Source organism: Anditalea andensis (assembly GCF_000714815.1).
Classification (GTDB): domain Bacteria; phylum Bacteroidota; class Bacteroidia; order Cytophagales; family Cyclobacteriaceae; genus Anditalea; species Anditalea andensis.
In genome coordinates this window covers 1-24,571 of sequence record NZ_JMIH01000018.1, presented here as the reverse complement: position 1 = coordinate 24,571, position 24,571 = coordinate 1, and the positions used below count along the sequence as shown (strand labels likewise).

27 protein-coding genes and 1 riboswitch are annotated in these 24,571 nt (G+C 39.4%); of the genes, 10 read left to right on the top strand and 17 right to left on the bottom strand.

Features of this window, described 5'->3' with window-relative positions; all coding sequences use genetic code 11:
• The first annotated feature begins 74 nt into the window (after positions 1-74).
• From EL17_RS10590 to EL17_RS23490, 3 genes are all read left to right on the top strand, one after another.
• Positions 75-509 (top strand): DoxX family protein, encoded by a 435-nt coding sequence (locus EL17_RS10590; RefSeq protein ID WP_394332161.1) that lies wholly within the window; start codon positions 75-77, stop codon positions 507-509.
• 30 nt (positions 510-539) lie between these two features.
• Positions 540-1,019 (top strand): MarR family winged helix-turn-helix transcriptional regulator, encoded by a 480-nt coding sequence (locus tag EL17_RS10585; RefSeq protein WP_035073668.1) that lies wholly within the window; start codon positions 540-542, stop codon positions 1,017-1,019.
• Positions 1,020-1,503: 484 nt separating this feature from the next.
• Positions 1,504-1,680 (top strand): hypothetical protein, encoded by a 177-nt coding sequence (locus EL17_RS23490; protein WP_164675054.1) that lies wholly within the window; start codon positions 1,504-1,506, stop codon positions 1,678-1,680.
• Between the two features lie 193 nt (positions 1,681-1,873).
• Here the strand turns inward: EL17_RS23490 and EL17_RS10575 are convergent, their stop codons facing one another.
• Positions 1,874-2,506 (bottom strand): response regulator, encoded by a 633-nt coding sequence (locus EL17_RS10575; RefSeq protein WP_035073663.1) that lies wholly within the window; start codon positions 2,504-2,506, stop codon positions 1,874-1,876.
• Positions 2,503-4,413, bottom strand: a complete 1,911-nt coding sequence (locus EL17_RS10570; protein ID WP_035073660.1) for a sensor histidine kinase — start codon at positions 4,411-4,413, stop codon at positions 2,503-2,505. Before EL17_RS10570 ends, EL17_RS10575 begins: the two co-directional genes overlap by 4 nt.
• A gap of 325 nt (positions 4,414-4,738) precedes the next feature.
• On the opposite strand from EL17_RS10570, the gene EL17_RS10565 reads away from it, so the two are divergent.
• Positions 4,739-5,377 (top strand): fasciclin domain-containing protein, encoded by a 639-nt coding sequence (locus EL17_RS10565; RefSeq protein WP_035073656.1) that lies wholly within the window; start codon positions 4,739-4,741, stop codon positions 5,375-5,377.
• A 317-nt stretch (positions 5,378-5,694) separates the two neighbouring features.
• On the opposite strand, the gene EL17_RS10560 is transcribed toward EL17_RS10565, so the two are convergent.
• Positions 5,695-6,627 carry an alpha/beta hydrolase gene (locus EL17_RS10560; protein ID WP_084166188.1) on the bottom strand — a complete coding sequence of 311 codons (933 nt, stop codon included), beginning with the start codon at positions 6,625-6,627 and terminating at the stop codon, positions 5,695-5,697.
• Between the two features lie 358 nt (positions 6,628-6,985).
• On the opposite strand from EL17_RS10560, the gene EL17_RS10550 reads away from it, so the two are divergent.
• Complete coding sequence (locus EL17_RS10550; RefSeq protein WP_035073650.1) at positions 6,986-7,612, top strand: hypothetical protein; 627 nt, start codon at positions 6,986-6,988, stop codon at positions 7,610-7,612.
• Positions 7,613-7,730: 118 nt separating this feature from the next.
• Here EL17_RS10550 and EL17_RS22630 read toward each other — a convergent pair whose 3' ends face one another.
• The 4 genes from EL17_RS22630 to EL17_RS10530 all read right to left on the bottom strand — a co-directional run bounded on the left by EL17_RS22630 (position 7,731) and on the right by EL17_RS10530 (position 13,426).
• Positions 7,731-8,171, bottom strand: a complete 441-nt coding sequence (locus EL17_RS22630; protein WP_164675053.1) for a hypothetical protein — start codon at positions 8,169-8,171, stop codon at positions 7,731-7,733.
• Positions 8,172-8,314: 143 nt separating this feature from the next.
• Positions 8,315-8,827, bottom strand: a complete 513-nt coding sequence (locus tag EL17_RS10540) for an RNA polymerase sigma factor (RefSeq protein ID WP_035073638.1) — start codon at positions 8,825-8,827, stop codon at positions 8,315-8,317.
• 1,133 nt (positions 8,828-9,960) lie between these two features.
• A complete protein-coding gene (gene katG / locus EL17_RS10535) occupies positions 9,961-12,219 on the bottom strand; it encodes a catalase/peroxidase HPI (RefSeq protein ID WP_035073636.1) in 2,259 nt (752 codons plus the stop codon).
• Between the two features lie 322 nt (positions 12,220-12,541).
• A complete protein-coding gene (locus tag EL17_RS10530; RefSeq protein WP_035073633.1) occupies positions 12,542-13,426 on the bottom strand; it encodes a LysR family transcriptional regulator in 885 nt (294 codons plus the stop codon).
• Positions 13,427-13,516: 90 nt separating this feature from the next.
• Here EL17_RS10530 and EL17_RS10525 point away from each other — a divergent pair, with 90 nt between their 5' ends.
• Positions 13,517-13,795: a CBU_0592 family membrane protein gene (locus tag EL17_RS10525; protein ID WP_035073631.1), complete on the top strand. Its 279-nt coding sequence runs from the start codon at positions 13,517-13,519 to the stop codon at positions 13,793-13,795.
• A gap of 77 nt (positions 13,796-13,872) precedes the next feature.
• Here EL17_RS10525 and EL17_RS10520 read toward each other — a convergent pair whose 3' ends face one another.
• Together EL17_RS10520 and EL17_RS10515 are read right to left on the bottom strand one after the other, a co-directional pair.
• Positions 13,873-15,207: an MBL fold metallo-hydrolase gene (locus EL17_RS10520; RefSeq protein WP_035073629.1), complete on the bottom strand. Its 1,335-nt coding sequence runs from the start codon at positions 15,205-15,207 to the stop codon at positions 13,873-13,875.
• Between the two features lie 123 nt (positions 15,208-15,330).
• The gene (locus EL17_RS10515; protein ID WP_035073627.1) at positions 15,331-15,960 is read right to left on the bottom strand and encodes a Crp/Fnr family transcriptional regulator; all 630 of its coding nucleotides are present in this window, start codon (positions 15,958-15,960) and stop codon (positions 15,331-15,333) included.
• Between the two features lie 207 nt (positions 15,961-16,167).
• Here EL17_RS10515 and EL17_RS10510 point away from each other — a divergent pair, with 207 nt between their 5' ends.
• Both EL17_RS10510 and zupT read left to right on the top strand, forming a co-directional pair.
• Positions 16,168-16,500 carry a four-helix bundle copper-binding protein gene (locus EL17_RS10510; protein WP_035073624.1) on the top strand — a complete coding sequence of 111 codons (333 nt, stop codon included), beginning with the start codon at positions 16,168-16,170 and terminating at the stop codon, positions 16,498-16,500.
• Positions 16,501-16,653: 153 nt separating this feature from the next.
• Positions 16,654-17,478 (top strand): zinc transporter ZupT, encoded by an 825-nt coding sequence (gene zupT, locus EL17_RS10505; protein ID WP_035073614.1) that lies wholly within the window; start codon positions 16,654-16,656, stop codon positions 17,476-17,478.
• Between the two features lie 76 nt (positions 17,479-17,554).
• Here zupT and EL17_RS10500 read toward each other — a convergent pair whose 3' ends face one another.
• The 6 genes from EL17_RS10500 to thiS form a co-directional block, all read right to left on the bottom strand.
• Positions 17,555-18,304, bottom strand: a complete 750-nt coding sequence (locus EL17_RS10500) for a HesA/MoeB/ThiF family protein (RefSeq protein WP_051719943.1) — start codon at positions 18,302-18,304, stop codon at positions 17,555-17,557.
• Entirely contained in the window at positions 18,271-19,395 is a 1,125-nt protein-coding gene (thiH, locus tag EL17_RS10495; protein ID WP_035073611.1) for a 2-iminoacetate synthase ThiH, read from the bottom strand. Before thiH ends, EL17_RS10500 begins: the two co-directional genes overlap by 34 nt.
• A gap of 14 nt (positions 19,396-19,409) precedes the next feature.
• A complete protein-coding gene (locus EL17_RS10490) occupies positions 19,410-20,180 on the bottom strand; it encodes a thiazole synthase (RefSeq protein WP_035073609.1) in 771 nt (256 codons plus the stop codon).
• Positions 20,155-20,796: a thiamine phosphate synthase gene (thiE, locus tag EL17_RS10485; protein WP_035073607.1), complete on the bottom strand. Its 642-nt coding sequence runs from the start codon at positions 20,794-20,796 to the stop codon at positions 20,155-20,157. Before thiE ends, EL17_RS10490 begins: the two co-directional genes overlap by 26 nt.
• Entirely contained in the window at positions 20,793-21,407 is a 615-nt protein-coding gene (locus EL17_RS10480; protein ID WP_051719942.1) for a thiamine phosphate synthase, read from the bottom strand. The genes thiE and EL17_RS10480 overlap by 4 nt, the downstream gene beginning before the upstream one ends.
• 3 nt (positions 21,408-21,410) lie before the next feature.
• Positions 21,411-21,713, bottom strand: coding sequence for a sulfur carrier protein ThiS (gene thiS, locus EL17_RS10475; protein WP_051719941.1), 303 nt, complete (start codon positions 21,711-21,713; stop codon positions 21,411-21,413).
• Positions 21,673-21,762, bottom strand: a riboswitch (TPP riboswitch). Its footprint overlaps the gene before it by 41 nt.
• 194 nt (positions 21,763-21,956) lie before the next feature.
• On the opposite strand from thiS, the gene EL17_RS10470 reads away from it, so the two are divergent.
• Positions 21,957-22,982, top strand: coding sequence for an alpha/beta fold hydrolase (locus EL17_RS10470; protein ID WP_035073605.1), 1,026 nt, complete (start codon positions 21,957-21,959; stop codon positions 22,980-22,982).
• Between the two features lie 426 nt (positions 22,983-23,408).
• On the opposite strand, the gene EL17_RS10465 is transcribed toward EL17_RS10470, so the two are convergent.
• Both EL17_RS10465 and EL17_RS10460 read right to left on the bottom strand, forming a co-directional pair.
• Positions 23,409-23,852, bottom strand: coding sequence for a BAR domain-containing protein (locus tag EL17_RS10465; protein ID WP_164675052.1), 444 nt, complete (start codon positions 23,850-23,852; stop codon positions 23,409-23,411).
• A 4-nt stretch (positions 23,853-23,856) separates the two neighbouring features.
• The gene (locus EL17_RS10460) at positions 23,857-24,216 is read right to left on the bottom strand and encodes a hypothetical protein (RefSeq protein WP_035073599.1); all 360 of its coding nucleotides are present in this window, start codon (positions 24,214-24,216) and stop codon (positions 23,857-23,859) included.
• Between the two features lie 153 nt (positions 24,217-24,369).
• On the opposite strand from EL17_RS10460, the gene EL17_RS10455 reads away from it, so the two are divergent.
• Positions 24,370-24,571: transposase (locus EL17_RS10455; protein ID WP_035073597.1), on the top strand; the 202-nt coding region annotated here is incomplete at its 3' end.

Sequence of the window (24,571 nt, the reverse complement as noted above, 5' to 3'; positions counted from 1 at the left end):
TAAACTTTAATTTTAGGGAAATCATCAAACTTTTCCCATATTAAATCGTACACGATATAAACATAAGCGATTTAATGATGGGAAGGACCTGGATTCAAAAAACAGCAAGGATAGTATTGGGAAGCTTTATGACTTTGGCAGGTCTGGGCCATTTGACTTTTCAGCGGGAAGAGTTTCAGGCACAGGTGCCTCGATGGCTTCCAAGTGACCCTGGATTTCAGGACTTGGTGGTAGTAGCTTCGGGAATAGTGGAAATTATTTTGGGGCTATCTTTGATATTTTTATACCTATATAGGGTAAAAGTAGGAATTGTGCTTGCCATTTTTTATATACTTATATTTCCTGGTAACATTTCCCAATATACCAATTCCATAGACGGTTTTGGTCTGGACACCGATAATAAAAGACTTATCAGGCTGTTCTTTCAACCTGTATTGATTCTGTGGGCGCTGTGGTCTACGGGAGCACTAACGCATCTACTTACCCGAAAGTCGAAATTAACTGAATAATAATACAGTCGGTCCAAATTTCTAAGTGATATGAACCAGCATTTTAAAAAACTATATTTAGAGAATCAAATTTGCTTTCCTTTATACGCAGCCTCTCGTCTGACTACCAAAGTTTATGGCCCGTATCTAAAAGAACTGGATCTAACTTACCCTCAATATTTGGTGATGATGGTATTATGGAAAGAGGATCATCAGACTGTAAATAGGATAGGAGAACGACTTTTGTTAGAGTCTAATACTTTGACTCCTTTACTGAAGCGTTTAGAACAAAAAGGACTTCTTTCGAGAAAACGCTCCAGTTTAGATGAAAGGAGTGTGGTGGTGAGTTTATATCCAAAGGGGGAGATACTTAAAGAGAAGGCAGTGTCTATTCCAGACAAGATTTTAGGGGACATTTCCGGCAGTACTATGACAGCAGAAGAAATAAGAATTTTCCAGCATACATTATTAAAGTTAGTAGATGCCCTAAACGCCAAAATACCAAATGATACCAAGCAAGATAACATATAGGCTTTATAGAGTAGAATGCCCTGATTTTGACTACCCACCTTAGGTAAATGAAAGTTCATGACCACGTGAAATGATTATACTGAAAATGCATTATTTATGAGTAAGTGATGTTTTAATTATAATTTTGATAAGACATTTACTTACAGAAATACGTAATGGGTAAAGTTTCCTGTTTTGGATTTATTAACTCCAATTAATATTTCTTAAGAAGCATGCAAACAATTTTATTTATAGTTTTACAAAGTGGGAAGATAAAATACATATATAATGCTATGAAATCGAGCATGAGCAAAAGCTCACATACTGGGGTGATTATATATCCTGCGAGATTCTCCCGAATAAATTCGGGACAGGCTATCCCGACAGCCGGTACGGGACAACATATGACCTTTAAAAAATAACATATAAACAGATGAAAAGTAGGATGATGAAGGTCTCCCTATAGATCTGCCCTATAGCCATCAGGTAATGTGGCAATCATGTGATGAACACCAGTCTGATGGCAGTCTGGACAGACCATAATTTTAATGATTTACAGAATATGAATATAATGATGTGGAAATTTGACTTTCAGAATTTTATAGGAGTAGCGAGCAGTTATCAAAGAGGTTGGGAAAAAGCCATAAAAGCCTTAGAAATAGTGGAAACTTCTAATAATTAGCCGGTAATCCTAAAAGTTTGGTGTTAGGATAGATAATGAACTTCATGCCTGCCAGCTTACTTGTTGGAGAAAAGACAAATCAAAAAACTGTATAGGTAGATATAAATCAATCAAGGTTATGAGGTAATAGATTTTAATCAATTTCATACCATTAGCCTATTGAAGAAGTAGCATACAGGCAGGATTTTTAGATTTACAGTTTATATTTATGTGCAAATTCTATTAAAGCAACCACATTGGTAATGTTCAGTTTTTGGTTAATATTTTTACGGTGTGTTTTTACGGTCTGGTAGCTGATGTGCAGGATATCGGCTATTCTATGGGAACTGTAATTGTTTTTGACCATTTTGATGATCTCGATTTCTCTTTTTGTCAGTCCGTATGTTTTTATAATATCTGAAACTGGAGAATCATCAGGTTTGCAGGATAAAGCAGGGAAGTATTTTTTGCCCTCGAGTACCTGTGTTATTCCTTCTTCTAAGATCATGGTAGTGGAGTCTTTTTTTATATAGCCATCAGCTCCCATTTCTTTACATTCCTCGATGACATACCTGTCATTATGCATAGAGATCACGATGACTTTTATAACGCTGCCAGTGTTTTGCAGGTGGCGAATGACTGCTTTCCCGTCTATATCCGGCATTTGGAGGTCCAATAATACTAGGTCCATAGGGGTTCCAGATGCAATAGCTTTAATCAACTCCTTACCATCATGCATTACTGATATGTGCTGTGGGGGGATAAACCCAGCAATAAGCGCTTTCATGCCCAAGCTAAAAAGTTCATGATCATCTACTATGGCTATATGAATGGTATTGAGGTTCATTTTAAAACCGATGGGCTGACATTGATGGAAAAAGGTATTTCAAAAATAAAGGTAGTACCCGTGAAGTTACTTTCTATGTGCATTGCTGCTTGAAGGAAATCTACTCTTGATTTAATATTGCTCAGCCCGATGCCTTCATTTGACGGGTGGGCGGTTTGCGATTTATCAAAACCTACACCATTGTCCTCTACCATGATTCTCAGTATGTTTTTATCATAAATCAGCTGAATATTACATACTGTTGCCTCGGCATGCTTGATTACATTCAGCATCAGTTCTTTAATCATTCTGAAAATGGTGATTTTGACATTGAGTTCCAGTTCAGGTATATCTTTATAATAAGTATAAAATTTCAGGGAATGGTTATCTTCATAGAAGCGGATGATTTCATTGATCATAGCAGGTAAATCACGGGATTCCTGACTTTCTACTATGAGGTCATGGGAGATGGCTCTTAGGTCATTGCAGGCTTTGCTGGCTAGCGAAAGTGTGTCTGTCAGCAAAGGAGGCGGAGGGGATATTTGGGTTAAATGACTCAGTTGCATTTTGATAAGTGCCAAGAGACCTCCCAGATCATCATGTAGGTCTTTGGCTAACCTTTCCCGTTCATTTTCCAATGTTTGCAGAATCTGGTCAGCTGCCGCCTTTCTTTCCTGGTTCAAGGTTTCTAATAAAGTGTCCTTTTCTTTTTTGATATCCTGGTACCGATAGGCCAGTGCAAAAATCAAAATGATAATTTCCAGTGTAATGCCCACTACTATCCCATTGGGGTATAGCATATTAAAATTGGTGATACCCAATGTATTTAAACTATAATTGAGCAGCCCTGGTATCATTACACTTATGGCCAGCAGGTAAAGTTTTGCTGGTTTAAAGCCTTGGAGCAATTTAAAAATACTACCCCCCAGCGCTGTAAAGGAACCTATTATAATACCGATGAAGCTGATATTGTAGACAATACTCCTCATTTCATTGGGATAAGGGACCAGTAGATAAAGCAGGTTTGCTAAAGCCAAAATGAGAAGGATGACCTGAGAAACCCTTGCAAATGTATATATGATATAGTTTTTCCGCGAAAATCCGTGAAATGCCAACATTATCTGTAGCATGAATACCATTCCAAGAGTACCGCTAAAAGTCGTTAGGATCATCGATAAAAGTGGAACATGGTCCCCATATATCCACCAAAATGCATATCCATCTTCCTCAAGTATCAAAAAGAAGCTCAGAACGATATAAGCGGCATAGTATCCATATATAGGCTCTCTGGTTTTAAACCACAGTACAAAAGATATCATTAAAGCTAGGATAAATATTCCGCTAAAAATGCCATAATGCGTAGCCCTTTTTGTTTCGTAAGCCCAATAATGATGAGGTGCATCCATATAAAATGGTAAGTAAAGATTTCCCCCCTTTGTATCCACGCTTACAAAATAGACTTTTTCTTCCTTCGGCTCCAGTAAGAGTTCAAAAGAAAAAAGCCTTGTGTTTAGTTTTTTTTCTGAAAGAGGTATGGAATACCCTGTATAATCAGTAGCAGATAAATTTCCCTCCACTTCGTTATATAGGGTTATAAGGTAGGCATTTTGAGTGGCTAGGATGAAGATTACATGGTTATGGGTTTCCTGTAGATTTTTGAGGGGAAGCGCAAACCACCAGATACTGGAGGTAGCTCCTATATTGAATGTTCTTGTTGTGTTGAGGTTTCTAAATTGCCCCGTTTCATATTTATGGAAGATTTCTGCTATACCTTCGGAAGATTTAGCTTCATAAACTTGGAGAAAACTTCTAACCGGATACTTTGGACGGTCTGTAATAGAAAGGACATCCTGAGCTATGGCTATCTTACAGGGAAAAGAAAAGATAACAACTGTCAAAAGTATAAATGGAAAAATAAATTCTCTCATTGACGTGAATTTGTGATCAATATATAAATAATTGTGGTTTATCACAATATGTTTTTTTGTTACCTTTATTGCGGGGTGTTTTTTTTTTAGCCTGGTAAGTACATTTGCTGAAAGGGATTATTCAATATCTAATATTACATTTTAATGATCTGAATTCTTCAAATGGCGAATATCTACGTTCAGTGCTTATGAAATTGGTTTTTTTAAATTTTAAACTTATATATTTTTAATAAATACTTATAATTATTAATTGTAGTATAGTTTGGAACACATTATGTTATTAAATAATAAAATTAGTTTTCAATAACCTTATAATATTATCATTATGAAACTTATTAATAACAAATTAAAAATAGGAACGGTATCCTTGGTGATACTGATGATCGGTGCTACCGGTGAAGTTCATGCTCAAGGAGGGATGCAGACACAGTCCGCAGATCGCCCAGCCGCTACTATTGATACTCAGATGGATTATCAGGATATATTTAAGGATGTAACGGATACCGAAAACCACAGCGCGTTAGATTTGTTAAAGCAAGATGACAATTTTTCCACCTTTATAGAATTGTTAGAAAAATCCGGTCTTGAAAAATCAGTAAAAGCCCAAGAGGAGATCACCATTTTTGCTCCTACCAATGAGGCATTTAAACAGATGAGAAAAGCAGAATATGATCGATTACTTGATGATAAAAACAGAGGGGATCTGATCAGGGTCATTCAGGCCCATATGGTACCAAGAAAAATATATGCAAGTGAATTTCAGAGCAACCATGTGCTAGAAAGTGCAGATGGAGATGATATCGAAATACAGACTGCTGGTGAAGTAGGAGCTGGAGCCATGCCCGATGCGATTATAGTGGGAGGGGCGCAGATTATGCGACATGATGTAGAAACCAATGACGGACTGATTCATATCACCAATCGGATTGTCCGAACAGATGGAAATGTTACGGCCTTTTATTGATTTTTAAAAATTTTGACCTAAATAAGCCTGCCTTCCGGTAGGCTTATTTTATTTATCCCTATATTAACTTTTCTTCATCATACATTATTAAATGCTATGATGCGGATCATCCTGTTTCTTCATAGGTTTCACCGCTCTTATGAAAAGGTATTCCCATTTTTTATTTATCTATAATTAAAATAAATTGTTTTTATTTTCAATTGTGCTGATAACCTGCACCATTAAAATTACTATATATTTTGCTTATGAATCTTTTAAGATCGTATCATTGAATTCATGGGAGGACGTGGGCATTAGTTTATAGTAGTGTGATCAGCTCATTTCGGTTCTATGTGGTCCTGCAGCTGTCCTGCTGTTTCCTTGAGTCCAAAGAAAAAAATCAGGGGGATATGTACCCTGGATCTCCAAGCTTTTTCTGAGTGGTCATGGCCTTCAAATTTTTTAGTTATCCAGTTTTTGTTTTCCACCCATCCTTGCTCTTTCATCATTAGGTCTACTTTTCTCTGATAGGGTTCATACTGGGCATCTAAGGTTCTGGTCCCAAAATCATAGTATATTTTATGATGTTCAGGTTCTGGAAGATGGCTTTTCAAATATTCCAACATAATACCATTGCCTATAGGGAAATGGGTAGAAAGGCAGCCTGCATAGCCAAATATCTCAGGATATTCACATATGGCGTATAGAGATATTAACCCTCCCATGCTAGCCCCCATGATGGCAGTGTTTTCCCTTTCCGGGAGAGTGGGATAGGTATGGTCTATAAAAGGTTTAAGCTCTGTTACTATAAATTTCAGATACTCATCAGACTGTGGTCTAAATCCTTTTATGTTAGGGATATTGGCCAGCTGTTCGTGACTCAGGAGATCAAATGCCTTCTGGGGCATATATTCGGCTATCCTATAAGGTGTGTTCCAGATAGCCACCACTATGATTTCAGGAGTTTTTCCCTCGCTTATTAATGTGGATAGCAGCTGGTCCATTCCCCAATCGGCCTGACTGTTGTTCTTTGAATTAAATATGAATTGTCCATCATGCATGTAGATGACAGGGTATTTTTTTTCTTTTTTACCTTCATAACCAGGAGGTAACCAAACTTCAACAGATCTATTGGCTACATGTTTTGAAGAGAAATTGAGATGCATCATAATTTTATCACCATTACTGTTGTTTTTTAATATAGTTTCCTGTGCCAATGCCAACGGGCAGTGAGCCAAGAGTGTAATTATTATCCATGAACTAATTTTCATAACTTAAAAGGAAGCACTAGTTCATGAACCTGTGGGTCCAGCATTTAGTTTTCATGTACTGAAAATAGACCCTCATTCTATGTGCATCAATTTGCTACCGTACTGGTGCCAATATTAACCAGAGTGCTACACTACCCTTAGATATGGGATAAAATAAATATAATTTCTTGGAAATATTTCCCTGAAACGGTGGGCCTGGAATGTGCTGCTATCTACCCAAGTTATCCCAAAAACCGTATCAAAAATCTTTTCAGCCAATCTATAGGTTATAAAATTTTTTATGCAATTGGGAACAGGTTGGGTTAGCGTGACCTGGGTATCCATTTTGATAGAGGATGAATGACGATAATAATATGGTATGGACATAAGAAAAAGGATAAAAAATATATGGGATGAAATAGGCTTTTTGGAAGGTATCCATGCCAAAAACAAAAAGTTTTCAAATTTCCACAGATATAGATCGATCGAAGAAGCCATATTGGCTTTTGAGCAGTCAAAGATCAAATTGTTCGATATCAACAAATGGTCATCATTGCCCGGAATCAGCAGCGCCTTTTACCTTCATGATACTAATGGTGAAAGCACTCAAGAAGAGAAACCTAAAAAAGGCTATCATATCTATATAGATCTGCCCGGGCCTGATCCCGTCAACTGGGTGCAGATTATCGATGTGTCAGAACTCCAAACCATAGCTGAATTTACAGTCCGCCCCAGTGCAGATCCACGGGCAGAAATATCTGATCAGACAGAGATCAAACATTTCTTTACAGATAAAGCTACCAGTACATTTAGGGTGAGAAGATCGGGTAAAACCATTTATGCCTATCAAATAGGTAAGCAGGAGGAGATCAATAACAGTGGTAAAAAGGCCGGAAGCAGAAAAGTGATCAACACCATAATTGCAGAAACCGGATCTTTAGGATTACAGAAGCTTCAATGGGAAAAGTTGACCAATTATCTGGTCCATAATCAGGAAAACGTATGAAAAACCATATGTTCTATGTCATACCGATAATGATAAACACATAAACCTTCTTGTTAGGTGTTAGTGTAATTTTTATACTTTCTGATATTGCGTTATTACTTTACCTATCTCTAATCCATTATTTTCTTTCCCTGGTCAATAGATATCCAAAATAAGCCCCGGCACCATATATACCATGAGCAATGATTAAATGTCGATAAAAAGCACGGTGATCGATGTCTGGAGGATGTGGATGGATCTTGAAAACACGATCCCAAACGCCAATGCCGAGCAGTCCATTGATAAGTCCCATAGTTATGGCAGTAGGCATATTTCGAAAGGGCTTATACTTATTCCATGTGAGATGATAAAAAAGTGCAAATCCAAAACCAACTTTATAATGTAGTATCCATCCCGTGGATGGGTGTACATCCCTAGGGATTGGCAATTTTTCGATTAGCTTATTTAACAGTCGTGGCTCTCTATAGTTTTTTCTCTCAATTTTTGATATTAGATAACTATATAAAGTCATGCTTGTAGTGCCGATCAATGTGGAGCTAAGCAGTTGGTATACATTCATATGGTTTGACATTAATCGATATATAATACTGGAGAACCACTATATATTAAGATTTTTGTAAAGTAGGCAATGATTTTTTTAAATGAACAAAGGGAATCAAACTTACTGGTTTAAAATTCCCTTTGTTACTTCCATAAAAAAATTCATGATTTTGTTTTGTAAATGTTCAGCTCATCTTTTAAAATTTTTCTTGCAATATGAATTCGGTTTTTGACAGTGCCTATAGGAATGGTAAGATCTTTGGCTATCTCATGGTACTTATAGCCTTTAAAGTGCATCAAAAATGGTGTTTTATAAACATCTTCTAACTGATCCAAAGTATAATTGATATCTTCCATAGTGAAGTTGCTATAGGCTTCATTTTCGATCATGTTGGATCCAGAATTAATGTAATGGAGATTATCTGTCGTATCTATGAAAGTACCTCTTCTCACCATTTTTTGATAATTGGTAATGAAGGTGTTTTTCATAATGGTGTATAACCATGCTTTAAGATTTGTTCCTTCAGTGAACTTGTCCTTATTGGAAAAAGCTTTCACTACTGTATCCTGCATCAGGTCATTGGCATCATCAGAATCTCTTGTTAGTTTGAGCGCAAATGGCTTTAAAGATTTGGATAACTTATTTAGCGAGTAACTGAATTCTAAAGTAGTCATAGATCAAATGTTTAGGTTCTAGTGGTTTGGAATAAAGGATTAAGCAAAAATTGAACTTATTTTATAATAAATTAAGATATTTGAATATTTAATCGATATTATAGAATAAATATTTATTATTTTGTTACAAATAATATACCAAGACCCAAGAAAGGTATCTTTCTGTTGCCAAAAAAGTTTTAAATAGAACCCAATAAAAAATCTCCAATAATAAATTCGGTATTTTAATTTGTTATTTATTTTTTTATAAAATAATTTATTGAATTTACTTGAATATTAAAATAATTATATGTTACGCTGACATAAAAAAAATCATAAAAATTTCTAACATTAATATGAATTTTAGGTTATTCGCTATAAATCGGCCCAGCCGGTAACAAATGTGTGACCTTAACTACCCTTTGACATAACGCGTAAATTTGAGTTATTAAAGGCACGATAATCCCCACCGATATCTGTGGATTTTTTATTTCAGGCTAGATGCATAAGTGTTAAGGCATGAAGTTCCTATTTCCATTTGAAATCTAGTTATATAAAGATGATCGTGTATGCTGACATTAATTAAAGAACAAGGTTTCGTTACCCCTTTGAATGTTCAGTTATACAATAGGGACATAGATGTATTTGTGGTATTATTTTGGAGATACTTTCAACAGCAAGTTCATAAGATTTGAATGTGCCTATATCATTAAAATATTTTGGTAAATGCTGACACTGTATTTTATGTAAGGTATGAGTCCTCTGAGTAGAAGAAATTACATTGACTACGTATTTTTCCATACGAAATTTATTTGGATTCCTTAAAAACGGTAATTTTTAATGAATGAAGATATGATTTTCTGTTTTATATTATTTAAATATTATTAAACAAAAATAGCAAATGTGTATTGAAAATACATTAGCCAAACAAATATTTATGAATTCAATCAGATATGAATCTTGTCTTTAGAAATGCTTTTGACGGTATAAAAAAAATATGATTTATGAATTTTATACTTTTTTTAAGTACATTTTAAATTTTATAATCAAAAAATACATTGATTGCATTAGTAGTTATCGTATCGGGTCTGGATTTAAATAAAAAAAGGTGACCATCTTTCAGGTCACCTTTTTTTGAAAAATGAGTTAAACAATTATTTTTTTAAATCATATCGGTCTAGATTCATAACTTTGGTCCAGGCTTTGACAAAATCTTTTACGAATTTCTCTTGAGCATCTGAGCTGCCATAAACTTCAGCTATCGCCCTTAGCTCGGAGTTTGAACCGAAAATCAAATCTACTCTTGTACCGTTCCATTTGATTTGGTTATTGGTACGGTCGCTGCCTTCAAATACATCTTGATCATCGGTTGTAGCTTTCCAGCTAATACGCATATCCAGTAGATTGACAAAGAAATCATTAGTAAGCTGTCCAGGCCGATCAGTGAAAACACCTTTTACAGACCCATCATAATTTGCTCCCAATGCGCGCATTCCTCCGACTAACACGGTCATTTCTGGTACCGTTAAGGTGAGAAGCTGGGCTTTATCTACCAGCATTTCTTCTGCAGAGGCAGATAGGGTGGGTCTTCTTTTTACATAGTTTACGAATCCATCACCATTAGGCTCCAGTGGTTCAAAGGCTTCTATATCTGTTTGTTCCTGTGTAGCATCTGTCCTTCCTGGGGTAAAGGGGACTTCTATGGAATGCCCTGCATCCTTTGCAGCTTTTTCTATCGCGGCACATCCACCCAATACGATAAGGTCGGCCAGAGATACTCTTTTGTCAAAAAGCTCGTTTTTGTTGAATTCATCGCGGATACTTTCCAGGGTGGTGATAACTTTCTGTAAAACAGGGGGATTGTTTACTTCCCAGTGTCTCTGAGGCTCCAGTGCTATACGTGCACCATTGGCACCGCCCCTTTTATCTGAATTTCTAAAAGTAGCGGCAGATCCCCATGCGGTCTTTACCAGTTCGGCTACTGAAAGCTCTGATTTAAGGATTTTGGATTTAAGTTTGGATATATCCCTATCATTGATGAGTTCATGATTAACTTTTGGCACTGGGTCTTGCCATAGGAGTTCTTCAGAAGGGACTTCAGGACCTAGATATCGGGCTATGGGTCCCATATCCCGGTGTGTCAGCTTATACCATGCCCTCGAAAACGCGTCAGCAAATTCTTCAGGGTTTTCATGGAAATGTTTTGAGATTTTTCCGTACTCAGGATCTTCTTTTAAAGCAATATCCGTAGTCAGCATGAATGGTGCATGCTTTTTATTGGGGTCATGTGCATCCGGTACGGTACCTGCCCCGGCATCACCCTTAGGTTTCCACTGGTATGCTCCACCTGGCCCCTTGTGACATTCCCAGTCAAAATTATAAAGGTTGTCAAAGAAATTATTGCTCCATTGTGTAGGGGTCTGTGTCCAGGCGCCTTCTATACCGCTGGTGATGGTATGTTCTGCCTTGCCACTGCCGTAGCTGTTTTTCCAGCCTAGCCCCATTTCTTCTATACCGGCTGCTGCGGGTTCTGCACCTACATGTTCTACAGGATCGGCAGCACCATGCGTCTTACCAAATGTATGGCCACCGGCGATGAGTGCTACGGTTTCATAATCATTCATAGCCATTCGGCCAAAAGTCTCCCTTATATCCCGGGCAGCCCCTATAGGATCTGGATTGCCATCAGGACCTTCCGGATTTACATAGATAAGTCCCATATTAGAGGCTCCCAGTGGATGCTCCAGCTCTCGGTCTCCTGAGTACCGCTCCTTGTTTCCAACCCACTCACCTTCAGAACCCCAATAGATATCTTCTTCGGATTCCCATATGTCTTCCCTGCCTCCTGCAAAACCAAAAGGTTTAAGTCCCATAGTTTCCAGTGCCACATTGCCGGTAAGGATCATCAGATCAGCCCAGGATATCTTTTTACCGTATTTTTGTTTGATAGGCCAAAGCAATAGACGTGCTTTATCTAAATTAGCATTGTCTGGCCAACTGTTCAGCGGTGCAAACCGCTGAGATCCAGAACTCGCTCCGCCACGGCCGTCTCCTATCCTATAGGTACCGGCGCTGTGCCATGCCATACGGATAAACAAAGGACCATAATGACCGTAATCTGCTGGCCACCATTCCTGGGAATCTGTCATAAGTGCCGCCAAATCTTTTTTAACAGCTGCCAAATCTAAGCTTTTAAACGCTTCTGCATAATTAAAGTCTTCATCCATGGGGTCAGACAGATTTGAAAACTGTCTGAGGATTTGTAGATTTAAAAGATTTGGCCACCAATCACGATTGGAAGTACCGCTTCCTGCTGTTTTATCTAAAGCTCCTCCCATAAAAGGGCATCTGCTGGACTCATTTACTTCCCAGACCTTATGGGTGCCTTCTGTGTTTGACTTTTTATTTTCCATTTATTTTTGCGTTTTGTGATTTCCTCTGCTCAATTTACTAAAAATTCTATAGATAGTTTTCAATTTACCATGGTTTATAACTATCAGTGATAGATAAAATCTATAATGATATCCGCTGATGTCCCTATAGTAGGCCCAGCTTTAAAAGTATGAGCTAAATCATGGTTTATCTTTTGTCTTTTTTTAGCAAACCAACTGATTAACGAAAAGTGATTCCCTCCTTTTCTTGCAGCGTAAAGCGGAAGGCCAGCTAAATCGCCTACCTACAAAACTTTAATTTATTGGACATTTTATCAGCTTATTTGATCGATACCTGTACTTTTCATTGCTTGTAATTAAAACTAATCTGCTCTACCTGTCTAAGTATGTTTTTAAGAACAGCACTGGGATCGTCTTTTCTCCAGGTTACATATAGGCTTACCAGTGTAGGAAGTCTGATAAACCTCACCCCTTGTAAATTGTTGATCGCATAGGAGTGAGGGAGGATAGATATTCCCAAACCTTTCGATACCAAACTTAAGATCATCCCACCGAAGTCTGATTCGATGTGAACATTCGGCTCCATACCGCACTCATTGAACATTTGACGGAGACTAGCCACGTAATAGGTTTGGTGATGCAGGCCGCTGAGGATAAATTTTTCATCCTTTACATCCAGTATGCTCCCAAAATTTTCTTCATTCAAATGGTGATTTTCAGGTACCACCAGGGAGATGTTTTCGGAATAGAGGCATACCGACTGGAGGGCAGGGTTACCGGCAGGTTCCCTTCGGAATGCCAGATCCATCTGATAATTCAATAGTTGCTTTTCAGTACTGATATCGATAGGCTCTACCAGATCGACTTTAAGTTCTGGGAAATGCGCAGATATACTGGCGATGAGGTCTGGTAAAAATCCATAGGCGATCGATCCGGCATACCCTATCCTGATCGATCCTGATTCTCCGTCCTGTAATTTTTTGGCCTGTCTGTGAATAAGGTCTATTTCGTCCAGCATCAGTTCCCATTTGTCACGTAGGAAGGCACCAGCGGCAGTCAGCTTGACACTTCTCTTGGTCCGTTCAAAAAGTTTTAGGCCCAATTCATCTTCAAGTGCCTTTATCTGCCTGCTCAGGGCGGACTGGGTAATGAAGATTTTTTCGGCTGTATTCCAAAAATGTAGCTCTTGGGCCAGGGCAAGAAAATATTTGATTTGCTGAAGTTCCATTTCATTAATCTGTTTTTTGCATTACTCAAGTCTAAATTAGCATTTTTAGAGGGGTTATTATTCTATTCTTTTGTAAAAAATATAAGGGCTATGATTGCAGTAAGAAGGTATAAATTAGAATCTATCCGGAAATATAAAAACGAAGCCATAGGATGGGTAGGCGCCATGCTGTCATTACTTGGATTTAGCCTGAACAGCCTGAACCTGGTAGGCAGTCAGTCTATAGAATATTTATCCCTCAATATAGCAGGATGCTTTTTATTGATCCTGTATGCTGTCCATAAAAAAGCACATGCCAGCTGGGTATTGAATTCCATCTGGATATTGATGACTTTAGTGGCCTTTGCCAAGACTTATTTGCCTATATAAGTATTGGTTGCAAAGAGCCGGAAATTTTCTACATATGGATCTATCTGCAGATATGCCCTTCTGCTGATGGATATAGGTTAGGAAAACGAGGTGATAGCCTCTCCCATATCCATCACTGTTTTATCCTGAAAATGGTTTTTTACTATACTGGACCCTGCTGCTGATCTGTATCCGCCAGCACAGTGCACCACTATAGGCTTATCATTAGGAATTTCTGCCACTCTTTCACGTAATTCATGAAGGGGAATATTTACTGCTGTTGAAAATTTGATGTCATTTTTTACCTCACTGATATTCCTGATGTCCACTATAGTATAAGCCCCCTGGTTGTCTTTAAATGTCGCTTTGTCAAAGATATCAAACCCCTTTCCATCTTTTTGATCATATATGAACCCGCCTTTGATATTCAGCTCATATCCTATTTTGGCAGCTTTTTGAATGACGGTTTCCAGGATAGCCTCATTTTCTGCTACCATATAAAAGGATTCCTCGGGGCTTATGATACTTCCCAGCCAGGTTTCAAATTTATCCCCTTCCATAATATTGATAGCACCGTCTAGGTGGGATGATTTGTATAGATCGGCTTTTCTTGTATCTACAATGACAGCTCCTTGCTCAGGATGGAAGTTGGCCTTCATTCGGATTACTTTATGTATGCTTTCCCGATATCCCGGTGCACCCTGTTTATTTAGGTTTACATTGTACGGGAAATACTTGGGAATGAAAGGCTGATCTTCTAAAAGAAATTCTACAAACTGGTCTTCAGACATTTCCTGAAGGGCGGAGTTGGTAGCTTTTTCAGTTCCGATCGTGCTGCTGTTGGCATCACTCATTCCCTTGCCGCAGAGGGATCCTGCGCCATGGGCAGGATATATCACTACATCATCATCAAGTTTCATGAGTTTTTGTCTGGTACTCTGATACATCATCCTGGCGAGTGCTTCACGTTTTTCCTGCATTTTACCAGCTTTCTCACGCAGATCAGGACGCCCCACATCTCCGATAAACAAAGTGTCTCCGGTAAATACTGCTTTATCTGCTCCATTTTCGGATAATAGGATACTGATTCCATCTGGTGAATGTCCTGGTGTGAAGAGCGCTATCAATTTTACATCTTCTGTGAGTACTATCTCCTCTCCCTCATCAAAAGCCCGGTGAGGGTAATCGGCTCCCACTTTCCCGCTGGTATATAGGGTAGCTCCAGTGGTATGATATATTTCTAAATGTGAACTGATAAAATCCGCATGGGGATGTGTTTCTATCACACCTATGATTTCTGCCCCCTGTTCTTGTGCATAATCATAATATGGCTGGGGGTCCCTTCCCGGGTCCACCAGTATCATTTTCTTATCCGATATTACTGCATATGAATAATGGGACAGGCCTTTATCTTCGAATTGTTTTATCTTCATGTAATTTAAATTTATAATTTAATTTGAAAATAATAAAGGAAATGACCTGAATCTGTGACTTTATTATCGCTTCAAAGTATAGGGTTTTAAAAGCAATACCAAGCGATAAAATGGACTGAAGGGTTAAAGAAATTCTTCGATACCATTTCTGATATATATGATGTTTCGTCCCAGTTCCACCAGTTTGCGTTTTTCTAATTGCTTTAATAACCTGGAGATGACTTCACGGGATGATCCCAATTCCTTGGCTATTTCCTGATGAGTGACCTGCAGTTCCAGGGTATTCAATTGGTTAGATTTTACTACCAGATATTTTAACAGCCGCTCATCCATTTTTTTGAAAGCTATATCGTCGATGACCCCCAATAGCTCCTGAAACCTTTTTTGGTAGGTAGATGCTACATATTCTTTCCATTGGGCAAATTCATCGGTCCATGCTTCATGTTTTTCTAAGGGTATCCCCAGTATAGTAGCTTTTTCCTCCGCTATAGCTAATACCTCACTTTGACGGGCATTGCTGCAGCATGTCAGCGAAACGGCACAGGTATCTCCCCTTTTGATAAAGTATAGAAACAAATCCCCGTCCTCGCCACGCCTCATTACCTTTACTGTGCCTTCCAAAATGATGGGAATCATTTTTATATACTGCCCTGGTTCAATGATGGTCTGTCCGCATTTATATTCTTGCAGTATTCCGTATTGACCGATGGCGGCTATCAGTGGGGGAGAGGTGAAAGGAAGATTTTTATGCATAGCTGAAAAGTTACATCTAAATTAATCCAATAAAACCAATAAGGCATAAAAACCGGTTTTAGTTCTCGGATACATAAAACATTAAATTCCTCTAAACCATATTAGTCCCGTGGTCAATTATCTGAAGGGTATCATAGGTCAACTTGGTGTTTTAGATAACAATTTGGTTAAGAGCAGGTTTTAAAGATAAACCAAAATACTATAACGATGAGCTACAATAAAGAATTGATTCAGAAGTTGGCCATATGTGCAGCAGCATGTGAAAATTGTATGGATGCCTGCCTTTCGGAAGATGATATAAGTATGATGGTGCCATGCATCAGGTTGGACCGTGACTGTGCAAAGATATGCCAGCTCACAGCCAGCTTCATATCGGCTAATTCACAGCATGCCCTACATGTACTTAAAGAATGCATAGAAATCTGTGGGCAATGTGCTGATGAATGTGAAAAACACGAACATGAGCACTGTCAGCAATGTGCTGAAGCCTGTAAAGCATGTGCTGAAGCCTGTAGGGGTTATCTGGTATCAAAAAGTTAATATCTTTTATGGTATAGAATAGATGGGCCAGGCACTTTTTTATTTTATGCAAGATAAACATATCGCTATGTACTTAGGTAACATTTTTGTATCTAGCGAGTATATATCTATGTTATTTTTATTTGTCATTAAAACATACCAATACTATTTTAAATGGAATTAGACAGTACCCTGTATTTTGCATTTTTCTTGACATTATTAGCGGGCCTTTCTACAGGAGTAGGAGGGCTTATTGCTTTTACACCTTATGCCAAAAAAGATAATTTTCTCGCCTTTGGTCTGGGGCTAGCCGCCGGGGCCATGCTTTTCATTTCTTTCTTCGAAATGCTATATGGTGCCTTGGATTTTCTCACTGAGCAGAGAGGTTTTTCTGCGGCATTTACCATGACTTCACTCTATTTTTTGGGTGGATTAATGGTCATAGCCATCATAACGGAAGCGGTGGAATATATTTTGAAAAATAAAGGTATCAAAACATCTGATTTATCTGGCATCACTTCAAACGAAAAAAATAACGGCAGTTCCAAAAAGCTTTACCGATCAGGTATTGTCACAGCCATAGCCCTTGGGGTACATAATCTTCCCGAAGGCCTGATTACCTTTCTGGCCACTATTCAAGATGTTCAATTGGGTATTGGCATAGCGATAGCCATCGCTATACATAATATTCCTGAGGGAATGGCGGTATCCTTACCCATTTACCGGGCGACCGGAAACAAGAAAAAAGCTATAGGAATCACTTTCCTTACGGGGCTTTCTGAACCGATAGGTGCAATTCTGGCATATTTCCTGTTTTTTCAAAACGTGGGCGAGGAAGCCATGGAGGTGGTGAGTATATTCTTGGCCACCATTATGATATATGTTTCACTTTTTGAAATCCTGCCTACTGCTTTCCAGCTGGATCATCCCCATCATACCAAGTGGGGCATCTTGGTAGGTATGGTGATAATGGGCCTGACCCTGAGTTATCTGATGTAAAATATTATATAACGGGGATAGAATAGGAAGAAAGGTACGTATACAGCAGCATCCTTTATTTAAAAATACAAATCATTTAAAATTTGATTTTTCTCATCTGGAATTGAAGCGTATCAAATATTACCCATTCATTGTGCAAAACGGGCAATTGCAGTATTAACTTTAACGCTTCCTGAGCCATAAGGAGACCAATGATTCCGGGCAGTGTACCCAAAACCCCGTTTTCTGAACAGCTGGGTACATCTTCAGGATTCGGAGGTTCTGGGAAGATGTCTCGGAGGTTTTTACCTCCCTGGTGATTGAACACAGCGACCTGTCCTTCAAATTTTAGTATACTTCCATAGACCAACGGCTTATCCAGTTGTACACACATATCATTTACCATATAGCGGGTAGCAAAATTATCACTCCCATCTATTATCAGATCATAATCTTTGATCATCAAAGCGGCATTTTCTCTCGTCAGTTTGATTTCGTGTATATGAAGGGTGATTTCAGAATAGTAGGCTTGTAATTTTTCCTTTGCTGCCTGGACCTTTGGTAGTCCTACTTCCTTTTCGGTATAAAGTATTTGTCTATGCAGGTTACTGAGGGCAATGGTATCGTGGTCTACGATGCCTAAAGTACCGATTCCGTTGCTGGCCAGGTATTGGGTGATGGGACAGCCCAAACCACCGGCGCCTATTACTAAGACCTTGGCATTTTTTAATAACCTCTGTCCGTCAAATCCTACCTCCTCAAGTAGCAGATGTTTTTCAAACCTTATGAAATCTCCATCAGATATTTCCCTATCTACAGGGGCTGCATTGCCTGCCAATCTTTCCATACTGCTTCGTATCCTTTTGATTTAATGATTTTTTCTATGATGAGTGCCGATCTTTCATCTGAGATTTCAAACTGCTCCAGTGATTCTTTTTCCACTGCATATCCCCCTGGATTGGTTTTGGATTCTGCACTCATACTGGTGGCTCCCAATGGAATAATTGATTCCCTGAATTTTTCAGATTCCCTGGTAGAAATGGAGAGCTCCACATCTGGATTGAACAGCCTATAGGCGCAGATGAGCTGCACCAGGTTTCGGTCATTCACGATGACATTTGGCTCTATGATCCCTTCCGCCGGTCTCATTCTGGGAAAGGAGATGGCATATTTGCTCTGCCAATAAGTTTTCTGCAAATAATCCAGATGGAGGGCACAAAAAAAGGATTCTGTTCTCCAGTCTTCCAGACCTAGCAGTACCCCCAGGCCAATTTTATGTATCCCTGCCCGTGCTATGCGGTCTGGTGTTTCTAATCTGTAATCGAAATTCGACTTTTTTCCTTTGGGGTGATAGGTCTTATACGTTTCCCGATGGTAGCTTTCCTGATAGACCAGTACGGCATATACACCCAGCTCCTGCAATTGGGCATATTCCCCTTCTTCCAATGGCTGCACCTCTATGGAGATATTGGCAAAATGTTTCCGGATCAGCTTAATGGCATTGGAGAAATACTGGATATTCACGGTCTGGTTAGCCTCTCCGGAAACCAACAATATATGCTGAAAACCCAGTTTTTTTATGGCAGCTACCTCCTCTAGCAGTTCCTGATCTGAAAGGGTTTTACGGGGAAGTTTATTATGAAAGCTGAAACCGCAGTAAGTACAAATGTTCTGGCATTCATTACTGACATACATCGGAGCAAATAGCTGTATGGTTTTCCCAAACCTTTCGCATGTGAGCTGGTGGCTGATCTGTGCCATCTGCTCCAGGTAGGGTTCCGCAGCCGGGCTGATCAGCGCCATAAAATCTGCTAGGTTTCTTTTGGTGCTATAGAGTGCGGTCAGGACATCCTTTTCGTTTTTTTGGTAGATAGATGCTTTGATCTCCTCCCAATCATATTGGGAAAAACAGTCTATGAAGTTTGAAGCAATGGTCATGATGCTGGTTTATGTTACTCGTTCAGAAATGCCGTAAGCGGACTTGAAGCAGCTGCGAACTTACTGATTTTACCCAGTTTGGCTTCATAGGCGATTCTGCCGGACAGGACAGCAAGTTTAAAAGCTTCAGCCATTTTGGAAGGATCACCAGCCACGGCGATGGCAGTGTTGACCAGCACGGCATCCGCACCCATTTCCATGGCTTTGGCAGCATCTGAGGGAGCGCCTATACCGGCATCGATAATGACAGGCACCCTGCTTTGTTCTATGATGATTTCTAAAAACACCTCAGCTTTCAACCCTTTGTTTGTGCCGATGGGAGAACCCAATGGCATCACAGCCGCAGTACCGGCATCTTCCAGCCTTTTACAGAGTACGGGATCAGCATGGATGTAAGGCAGGATGATAAATCCTAGTTTTGCGAGTTCCTCAGTGGCTTTTAATGTTTCTATAGGATCTGGCATTAAGTATTTGGGATCAGGGTGGATTTCCAGTTTTAGCCAGTTGGTTTCCAGGGCTTCTCTTGCCAGTTGGGCTGCAAAGACAGCCTCTTTGGCATTTCGAACGCCTGAGGTGTTGGGAAGCAAAGTGAGGTGCGGGTGCTGAAGGTGGGTGATGATCTGTTCCGTATCCGTCTCCAAGTCTACTCTTTTTAATGCTACGGTGACCATTTCACTACCCGAAGCCAGTATGGCATCTTCCATTTCGGCATTAGACCCAAATTTCCCGGTACCTAACAGCAGCCTAGAATTAAATTTTTTATCCGCTATGATCAACTGATCCATATAGTTTTTTGTTAAAGGTTTGAATTATGCGCTCAGCCACTTTTCCCTCCAGCAGGGCAGAGGAGACTGCCACTCCATATACGCCACATGATAGTAAATCGAAAATATCTTCCCCGGTCACACCTCCTATAGCATATATCGGGGTGGTGTTGCCCAGTGCTATTTTTTGGGAAAGTATGTTTTGAAACCCTTCCATGCCCAGAATTGGACTTAATTTTTCCTTGGTGCTGGTAAATCTCAATGGGCCCAGTCCAATGTAATCCACTTTTTCATTTATTCTGTGCAGGACATCTTGCCAAGTATTGGCAGTGCCTCCTATGATTTTCTGATCGCCCAGAAGAGCTCTGGCTTCTAATACCGGAGCATCACTAAGGCCCAGATGGACCCCGTCTGCATCCAGGTTATGGGCTATCCTTATATGGTCGTTAATAATAAAAGTAGCACCATATGTTTCGCAAAGTAATCTGACCTTTACACCCAGGTCATGGATATCGGTCAATGAGCTGCTTTTGTATCTCAGCTGTATCCATTTGCAGCCGCCATCCAGTACGGTTTGGATACCGTTTAGCTGTAGCGATGCTGTAGAACCTTGGCTGATATATTGTAATTTGTTCATAGTAGGGGTGGTTCAAGCTGTCGGATACAATCTTCGAGCTGTTTTAAAGCTACCTCATGGGGAAGGGACCATATGGCTCCCAAAATGGCAGCACCTTCAAATCCCAATTTTTTTACTTTTGGTAAATTGTTTTTATCCACTCCGCCTATGGCTATGGAAGATACGGAAGGGTGGCTAAAGTCTTTCCATTTTTTGGGTTCAAAAGGATCTCCGTACCCTTTTTTACTGATACTGGGGAAAACAGGACCAATAAAAGCATAGGAAAATATGGAGGGGAGGTTATTAAATTCTTCTGCCTGATGTACTGAGGTGGAAAGTACTTTACCAGAAGCCATTAAATGATCAAAATGTTCATGGGCAGTACTTTTTCTCAATCCTTCTGAAAAATGAAACCTATCCATTCCATACTGCTGGCCTAAAGCGTGATGGGTATGCAAGGTGATATTGGAATAAAACCTTGGCTCTATTCCCTCTAAGAATAAAGCTGTTTTTTCCATGGAATAATAGGGTTTTCTCAAATGGAAACGTTTTAGACCCATATGAAAATAGTCATTTAACCTGACGGACTCATCGGGCATAGATACGGGTGAGGAAATAAGGATCAGCTCCATGTTTTATCCGCCTTGGGTAGCCCGGAATATAAGCAATTGGTCTTCAGGCTGGATAAGGGTGGCTTTCCATAGCTCTTTTGGGATCACCTTATCTCCAATAGCGAGGGCTATTCCTTTTTGACTTTGTGGATAGGTAAGTGAAACCAGTTCTTCCGCACTGATCTGATGATGATCTGGGAAATTTTTACGTTGGTCATTGATGATGACTTCCATTCCGTAGGATTTTGATATATATACATCATACTTTAGTGAATGGCAACAGGAGGGAAGACTGTTTACTTTTTCCTTCGTCAGTATGAACTGCATCAGGTTCAAAGGGTATCATCTCAGCCTTACGGCACCCCTAAAGTACGCTTAGATACAAAGTTAACAGGATTATGTCATTATCAAAATAATCTTATGAAATTAGTTTTAAAGGGAGTTTGGCCCAATGAATCGCCAGAGAATACCTTAACTCGGCTATCATGCCTGTAACCTGATTTTTTATAGATTTTTTGCATTAAATATTTAGGCTTTAAATTTTGGGATGGATATTGTTTGAAATGATTCATGAAGAAATTTTTGTTAAACTTTTTGGCCATAATAGGGGCACTATTCCTGACTGTTATTGTGATGATTTTTGCTTTAGCAGAACCGGTACCAGATAGGGCAGAAGTCATTATAGAGGAGGTGCTTTCTGGAAATTTGCCAGAACAGATCCATGGTGACACGGGCAGGGTAGCAGCTGGGGACCTGCAGATCTGGTATGAATCTATACCAGCTAAAGGTGAACCTAAAGGCACTATATTATTGATTATGGGATTAGGTGGCAATGCCCTCGAATGGCCTTTGTATTTTGTCCAGCCTTTAGTGGAAGCAGGTTATCAGGTGGTCAGGTTTGACAATCGCGGCACTGGACTTTCATCATCCTCCGATGTGCCTTTCAGTATGGAGGACATGGCCGATGATGCCTTTCTGATAATGGATAATCTCAATATACCTGCTGCACACATCATGGGCATGTCCATGGGAGGGATGATTGCACAGATGATGGCCATAGACCAGCCCCAACGGGTCAGCACCCTGACCTTGTTCATCTCATCAGCCCATCTTAATGATCCGGGCCTGCCAAGTACAGAAAGGGGCACATTTGCAAAATTTATAGCTACGGGGATCAGACATGGAATACCCCATACCCAGATGAATGCTTTAAAATCCACTATTAGTGTAAGAAAAGTAGTGGCCCAAGAACTATCAGACAGGAGAATTAGATCACTGGTAGAGCAGGGGTTATATAATGAAAATTACCGCAAAGGTTTTAACCCTAAGGCTTTTCAGCACCAAATCCAGGCACTCAATAAGCTGGAATCCAGATATGGGCCGCTCAGTAAACTTAACATCCCTACCCTGGTCCTGCACGGTACACATGATCCGTTAATTCCAGTAGAACATGGTGTAAGAGCAGCCTCTATTATTCCAGGTGCCCGTCTGGTACTTCTGGAAGGAATGGGGCATGACCTTAGTGATGAGCATACGGAGGAGATTCATAAGGAAATGTTTTCACTGATGAAAAAAGATGTTTTTGACCAAGGCTGATGCATTATACCTTTGTAGGATGAGTCATGAATTGGCCCATTTTGTTCAGGTTTCTGGATGTATGTATTTTCTATGAATCTTTCCATTATAATAAAGATAAGACTGTTTTTAGGCTTTCTGTAATTAAAATGCTTCGAAACTGTAGCCCCGAAAGGGCCCATTAACATAGCGAGGGGTGCTTTCCATTATAATAAAGATAAGTTTGTTTTTAGGCTTTCTGTAATTAAAATGCTTCAAAACTGTAACCCTGAAAGAGCCCAATAATATAGCGATGGGTGCAGCCCATCGCAATAAGATCAGTATAAAAATAAGCCCTGAAGGGGCGCAATAATACCTTGTGTTTCACACAAATATCCGCGGTATTCATCTTTTAAAACACTGACGTATGATTCTTATCAGGGTTGAGGTAGATATTTCAATACTTCCTTACGGTGCTACTGTTATTATTTTTAAATCCTCCAGCCCCATGATAGTCATTCTGCCTCTTTGGGGATCACTAATTTCGGATTCTATTCTGAAAGAAAAAGTTATGGCTTTTCCTATTTCATCTTCCTTAAGCACATAAGAAAATTCATAATGATAAGGCACCGGATACTGCTCGTCCATTGTTTCTAATAGGAATGATTCTTCTTCCATCTGTCCTCCTACAAGTTTGATTTTTTTGAAATTCACAAAGCTCGACTCACCTTCTACGATCACATTCATATTTAATATATCGCCGGGGCTTCCTTTAAAGTTGTCCAGTGCCGGATCAAAACTCACAGAAGAAGGTTCAAATAGGACCACTTCGTTTTTTTCCTGACAGCTGATCATTCCTGCCACCAACAAGATAAGTAAATAGAATTTCGACATACCAATTGATTTTTTCATGATTTTAAAATTTAATCCCATATGCTACACTCGGTAATATAGGGAATAAGGTAAACTGATAAAATTTCAATGATGCTTCACTTTTTTCTGTATATATAAAATAGGCATTCTGTCTGTTATAGGCATTATATACGGATACACTCACCGTTCTTATCCAGTCATTGGCCCATCTTTTCTTATGGGTGAGCCCCAGATCCAGGCGATGGTAATCCGGCATCCTGTAATTGTTCAGCTCATCTACCAGTAATACCTCTTCAAAGAATACCCTGTTGGGATCGCGAAGATTTAAATTCTCCTGTTGATCGGCATAATGTGCCAAGGAGATCCGGTGGTTATTGATGGCACGGTAAGTTTGCAGTCCCAAAGTGATGGGCTGGCCAGTCTGATAGGTCCATAGCAGGGAGAGGGTGGTTTTTTGGTTTAATTTAACCAGCGAGGTTTGGGTGATATTGTGGGGACTGAAGTGTATATATTTGAATGGACAATAAGTTAAGCCCTTTTTCTTAAATTTGAGACAATGAATAAGGAAAGAAGAACATTTGACGTAGAGTTCAAGAAAATGGCAGTTGAACTTCACATGAGTGGAAAAACAAGTACGGTAGTAGGTGAAGAACTTGGTATTGGCCCTGATTTGGTCCGACGTTGGACACGAGAATTTAAATTTGGAGAAAAACAGAGCTTCCCCGGTAAAGGGAAGCAGCACTTGACAGATGAACAGA

Excerpts from the sequence above, each read along its gene's own strand:
- EL17_RS10590 (WP_394332161.1), top strand. The coding sequence starts at position 75 with ATGATGGGAAGGACCTGGATTCAAAAAACAGCAAGGATAGTATTGGGA.
- EL17_RS10585 (WP_035073668.1), top strand. The coding sequence starts at position 540 with ATGAACCAGCATTTTAAAAAACTATATTTAGAGAATCAAATTTGCTTT.
- EL17_RS23490 (WP_164675054.1), top strand. The coding sequence starts at position 1,504 with ATGAACACCAGTCTGATGGCAGTCTGGACAGACCATAATTTTAATGAT.
- EL17_RS10575 (WP_035073663.1), bottom strand. The coding sequence starts at position 2,506 with ATGAACCTCAATACCATTCATATAGCCATAGTAGATGATCATGAACTT.
- EL17_RS10570 (WP_035073660.1), bottom strand. The coding sequence starts at position 4,413 with ATGAGAGAATTTATTTTTCCATTTATACTTTTGACAGTTGTTATCTTT.
- EL17_RS10565 (WP_035073656.1), top strand. The coding sequence starts at position 4,739 with ATGAAACTTATTAATAACAAATTAAAAATAGGAACGGTATCCTTGGTG.
- EL17_RS10560 (WP_084166188.1), bottom strand. The coding sequence starts at position 6,627 with ATGAAAATTAGTTCATGGATAATAATTACACTCTTGGCTCACTGCCCG.
- EL17_RS10550 (WP_035073650.1), top strand. The coding sequence starts at position 6,986 with ATGGACATAAGAAAAAGGATAAAAAATATATGGGATGAAATAGGCTTT.
- EL17_RS22630 (WP_164675053.1), bottom strand. The coding sequence starts at position 8,171 with ATGAATGTATACCAACTGCTTAGCTCCACATTGATCGGCACTACAAGC.
- EL17_RS10540 (WP_035073638.1), bottom strand. The coding sequence starts at position 8,827 with ATGACTACTTTAGAATTCAGTTACTCGCTAAATAAGTTATCCAAATCT.
- katG (WP_035073636.1), bottom strand. The coding sequence starts at position 12,219 with ATGGAAAATAAAAAGTCAAACACAGAAGGCACCCATAAGGTCTGGGAA.
- EL17_RS10530 (WP_035073633.1), bottom strand. The coding sequence starts at position 13,426 with ATGGAACTTCAGCAAATCAAATATTTTCTTGCCCTGGCCCAAGAGCTA.
- EL17_RS10525 (WP_035073631.1), top strand. The coding sequence starts at position 13,517 with ATGATTGCAGTAAGAAGGTATAAATTAGAATCTATCCGGAAATATAAA.
- EL17_RS10520 (WP_035073629.1), bottom strand. The coding sequence starts at position 15,207 with ATGAAGATAAAACAATTCGAAGATAAAGGCCTGTCCCATTATTCATAT.
- EL17_RS10515 (WP_035073627.1), bottom strand. The coding sequence starts at position 15,960 with ATGCATAAAAATCTTCCTTTCACCTCTCCCCCACTGATAGCCGCCATC.
- EL17_RS10510 (WP_035073624.1), top strand. The coding sequence starts at position 16,168 with ATGAGCTACAATAAAGAATTGATTCAGAAGTTGGCCATATGTGCAGCA.
- zupT (WP_035073614.1), top strand. The coding sequence starts at position 16,654 with ATGGAATTAGACAGTACCCTGTATTTTGCATTTTTCTTGACATTATTA.
- EL17_RS10500 (WP_051719943.1), bottom strand. The coding sequence starts at position 18,304 with ATGGAAAGATTGGCAGGCAATGCAGCCCCTGTAGATAGGGAAATATCT.
- thiH (WP_035073611.1), bottom strand. The coding sequence starts at position 19,395 with ATGACCATTGCTTCAAACTTCATAGACTGTTTTTCCCAATATGATTGG.
- EL17_RS10490 (WP_035073609.1), bottom strand. The coding sequence starts at position 20,180 with ATGGATCAGTTGATCATAGCGGATAAAAAATTTAATTCTAGGCTGCTG.
- thiE (WP_035073607.1), bottom strand. The coding sequence starts at position 20,796 with ATGAACAAATTACAATATATCAGCCAAGGTTCTACAGCATCGCTACAG.
- EL17_RS10480 (WP_051719942.1), bottom strand. The coding sequence starts at position 21,407 with ATGGAGCTGATCCTTATTTCCTCACCCGTATCTATGCCCGATGAGTCC.
- thiS (WP_051719941.1), bottom strand. The coding sequence starts at position 21,713 with ATGCAGTTCATACTGACGAAGGAAAAAGTAAACAGTCTTCCCTCCTGT.
- EL17_RS10470 (WP_035073605.1), top strand. The coding sequence starts at position 21,957 with ATGAAGAAATTTTTGTTAAACTTTTTGGCCATAATAGGGGCACTATTC.
- EL17_RS10465 (WP_164675052.1), bottom strand. The coding sequence starts at position 23,852 with ATGAAAAAATCAATTGGTATGTCGAAATTCTATTTACTTATCTTGTTG.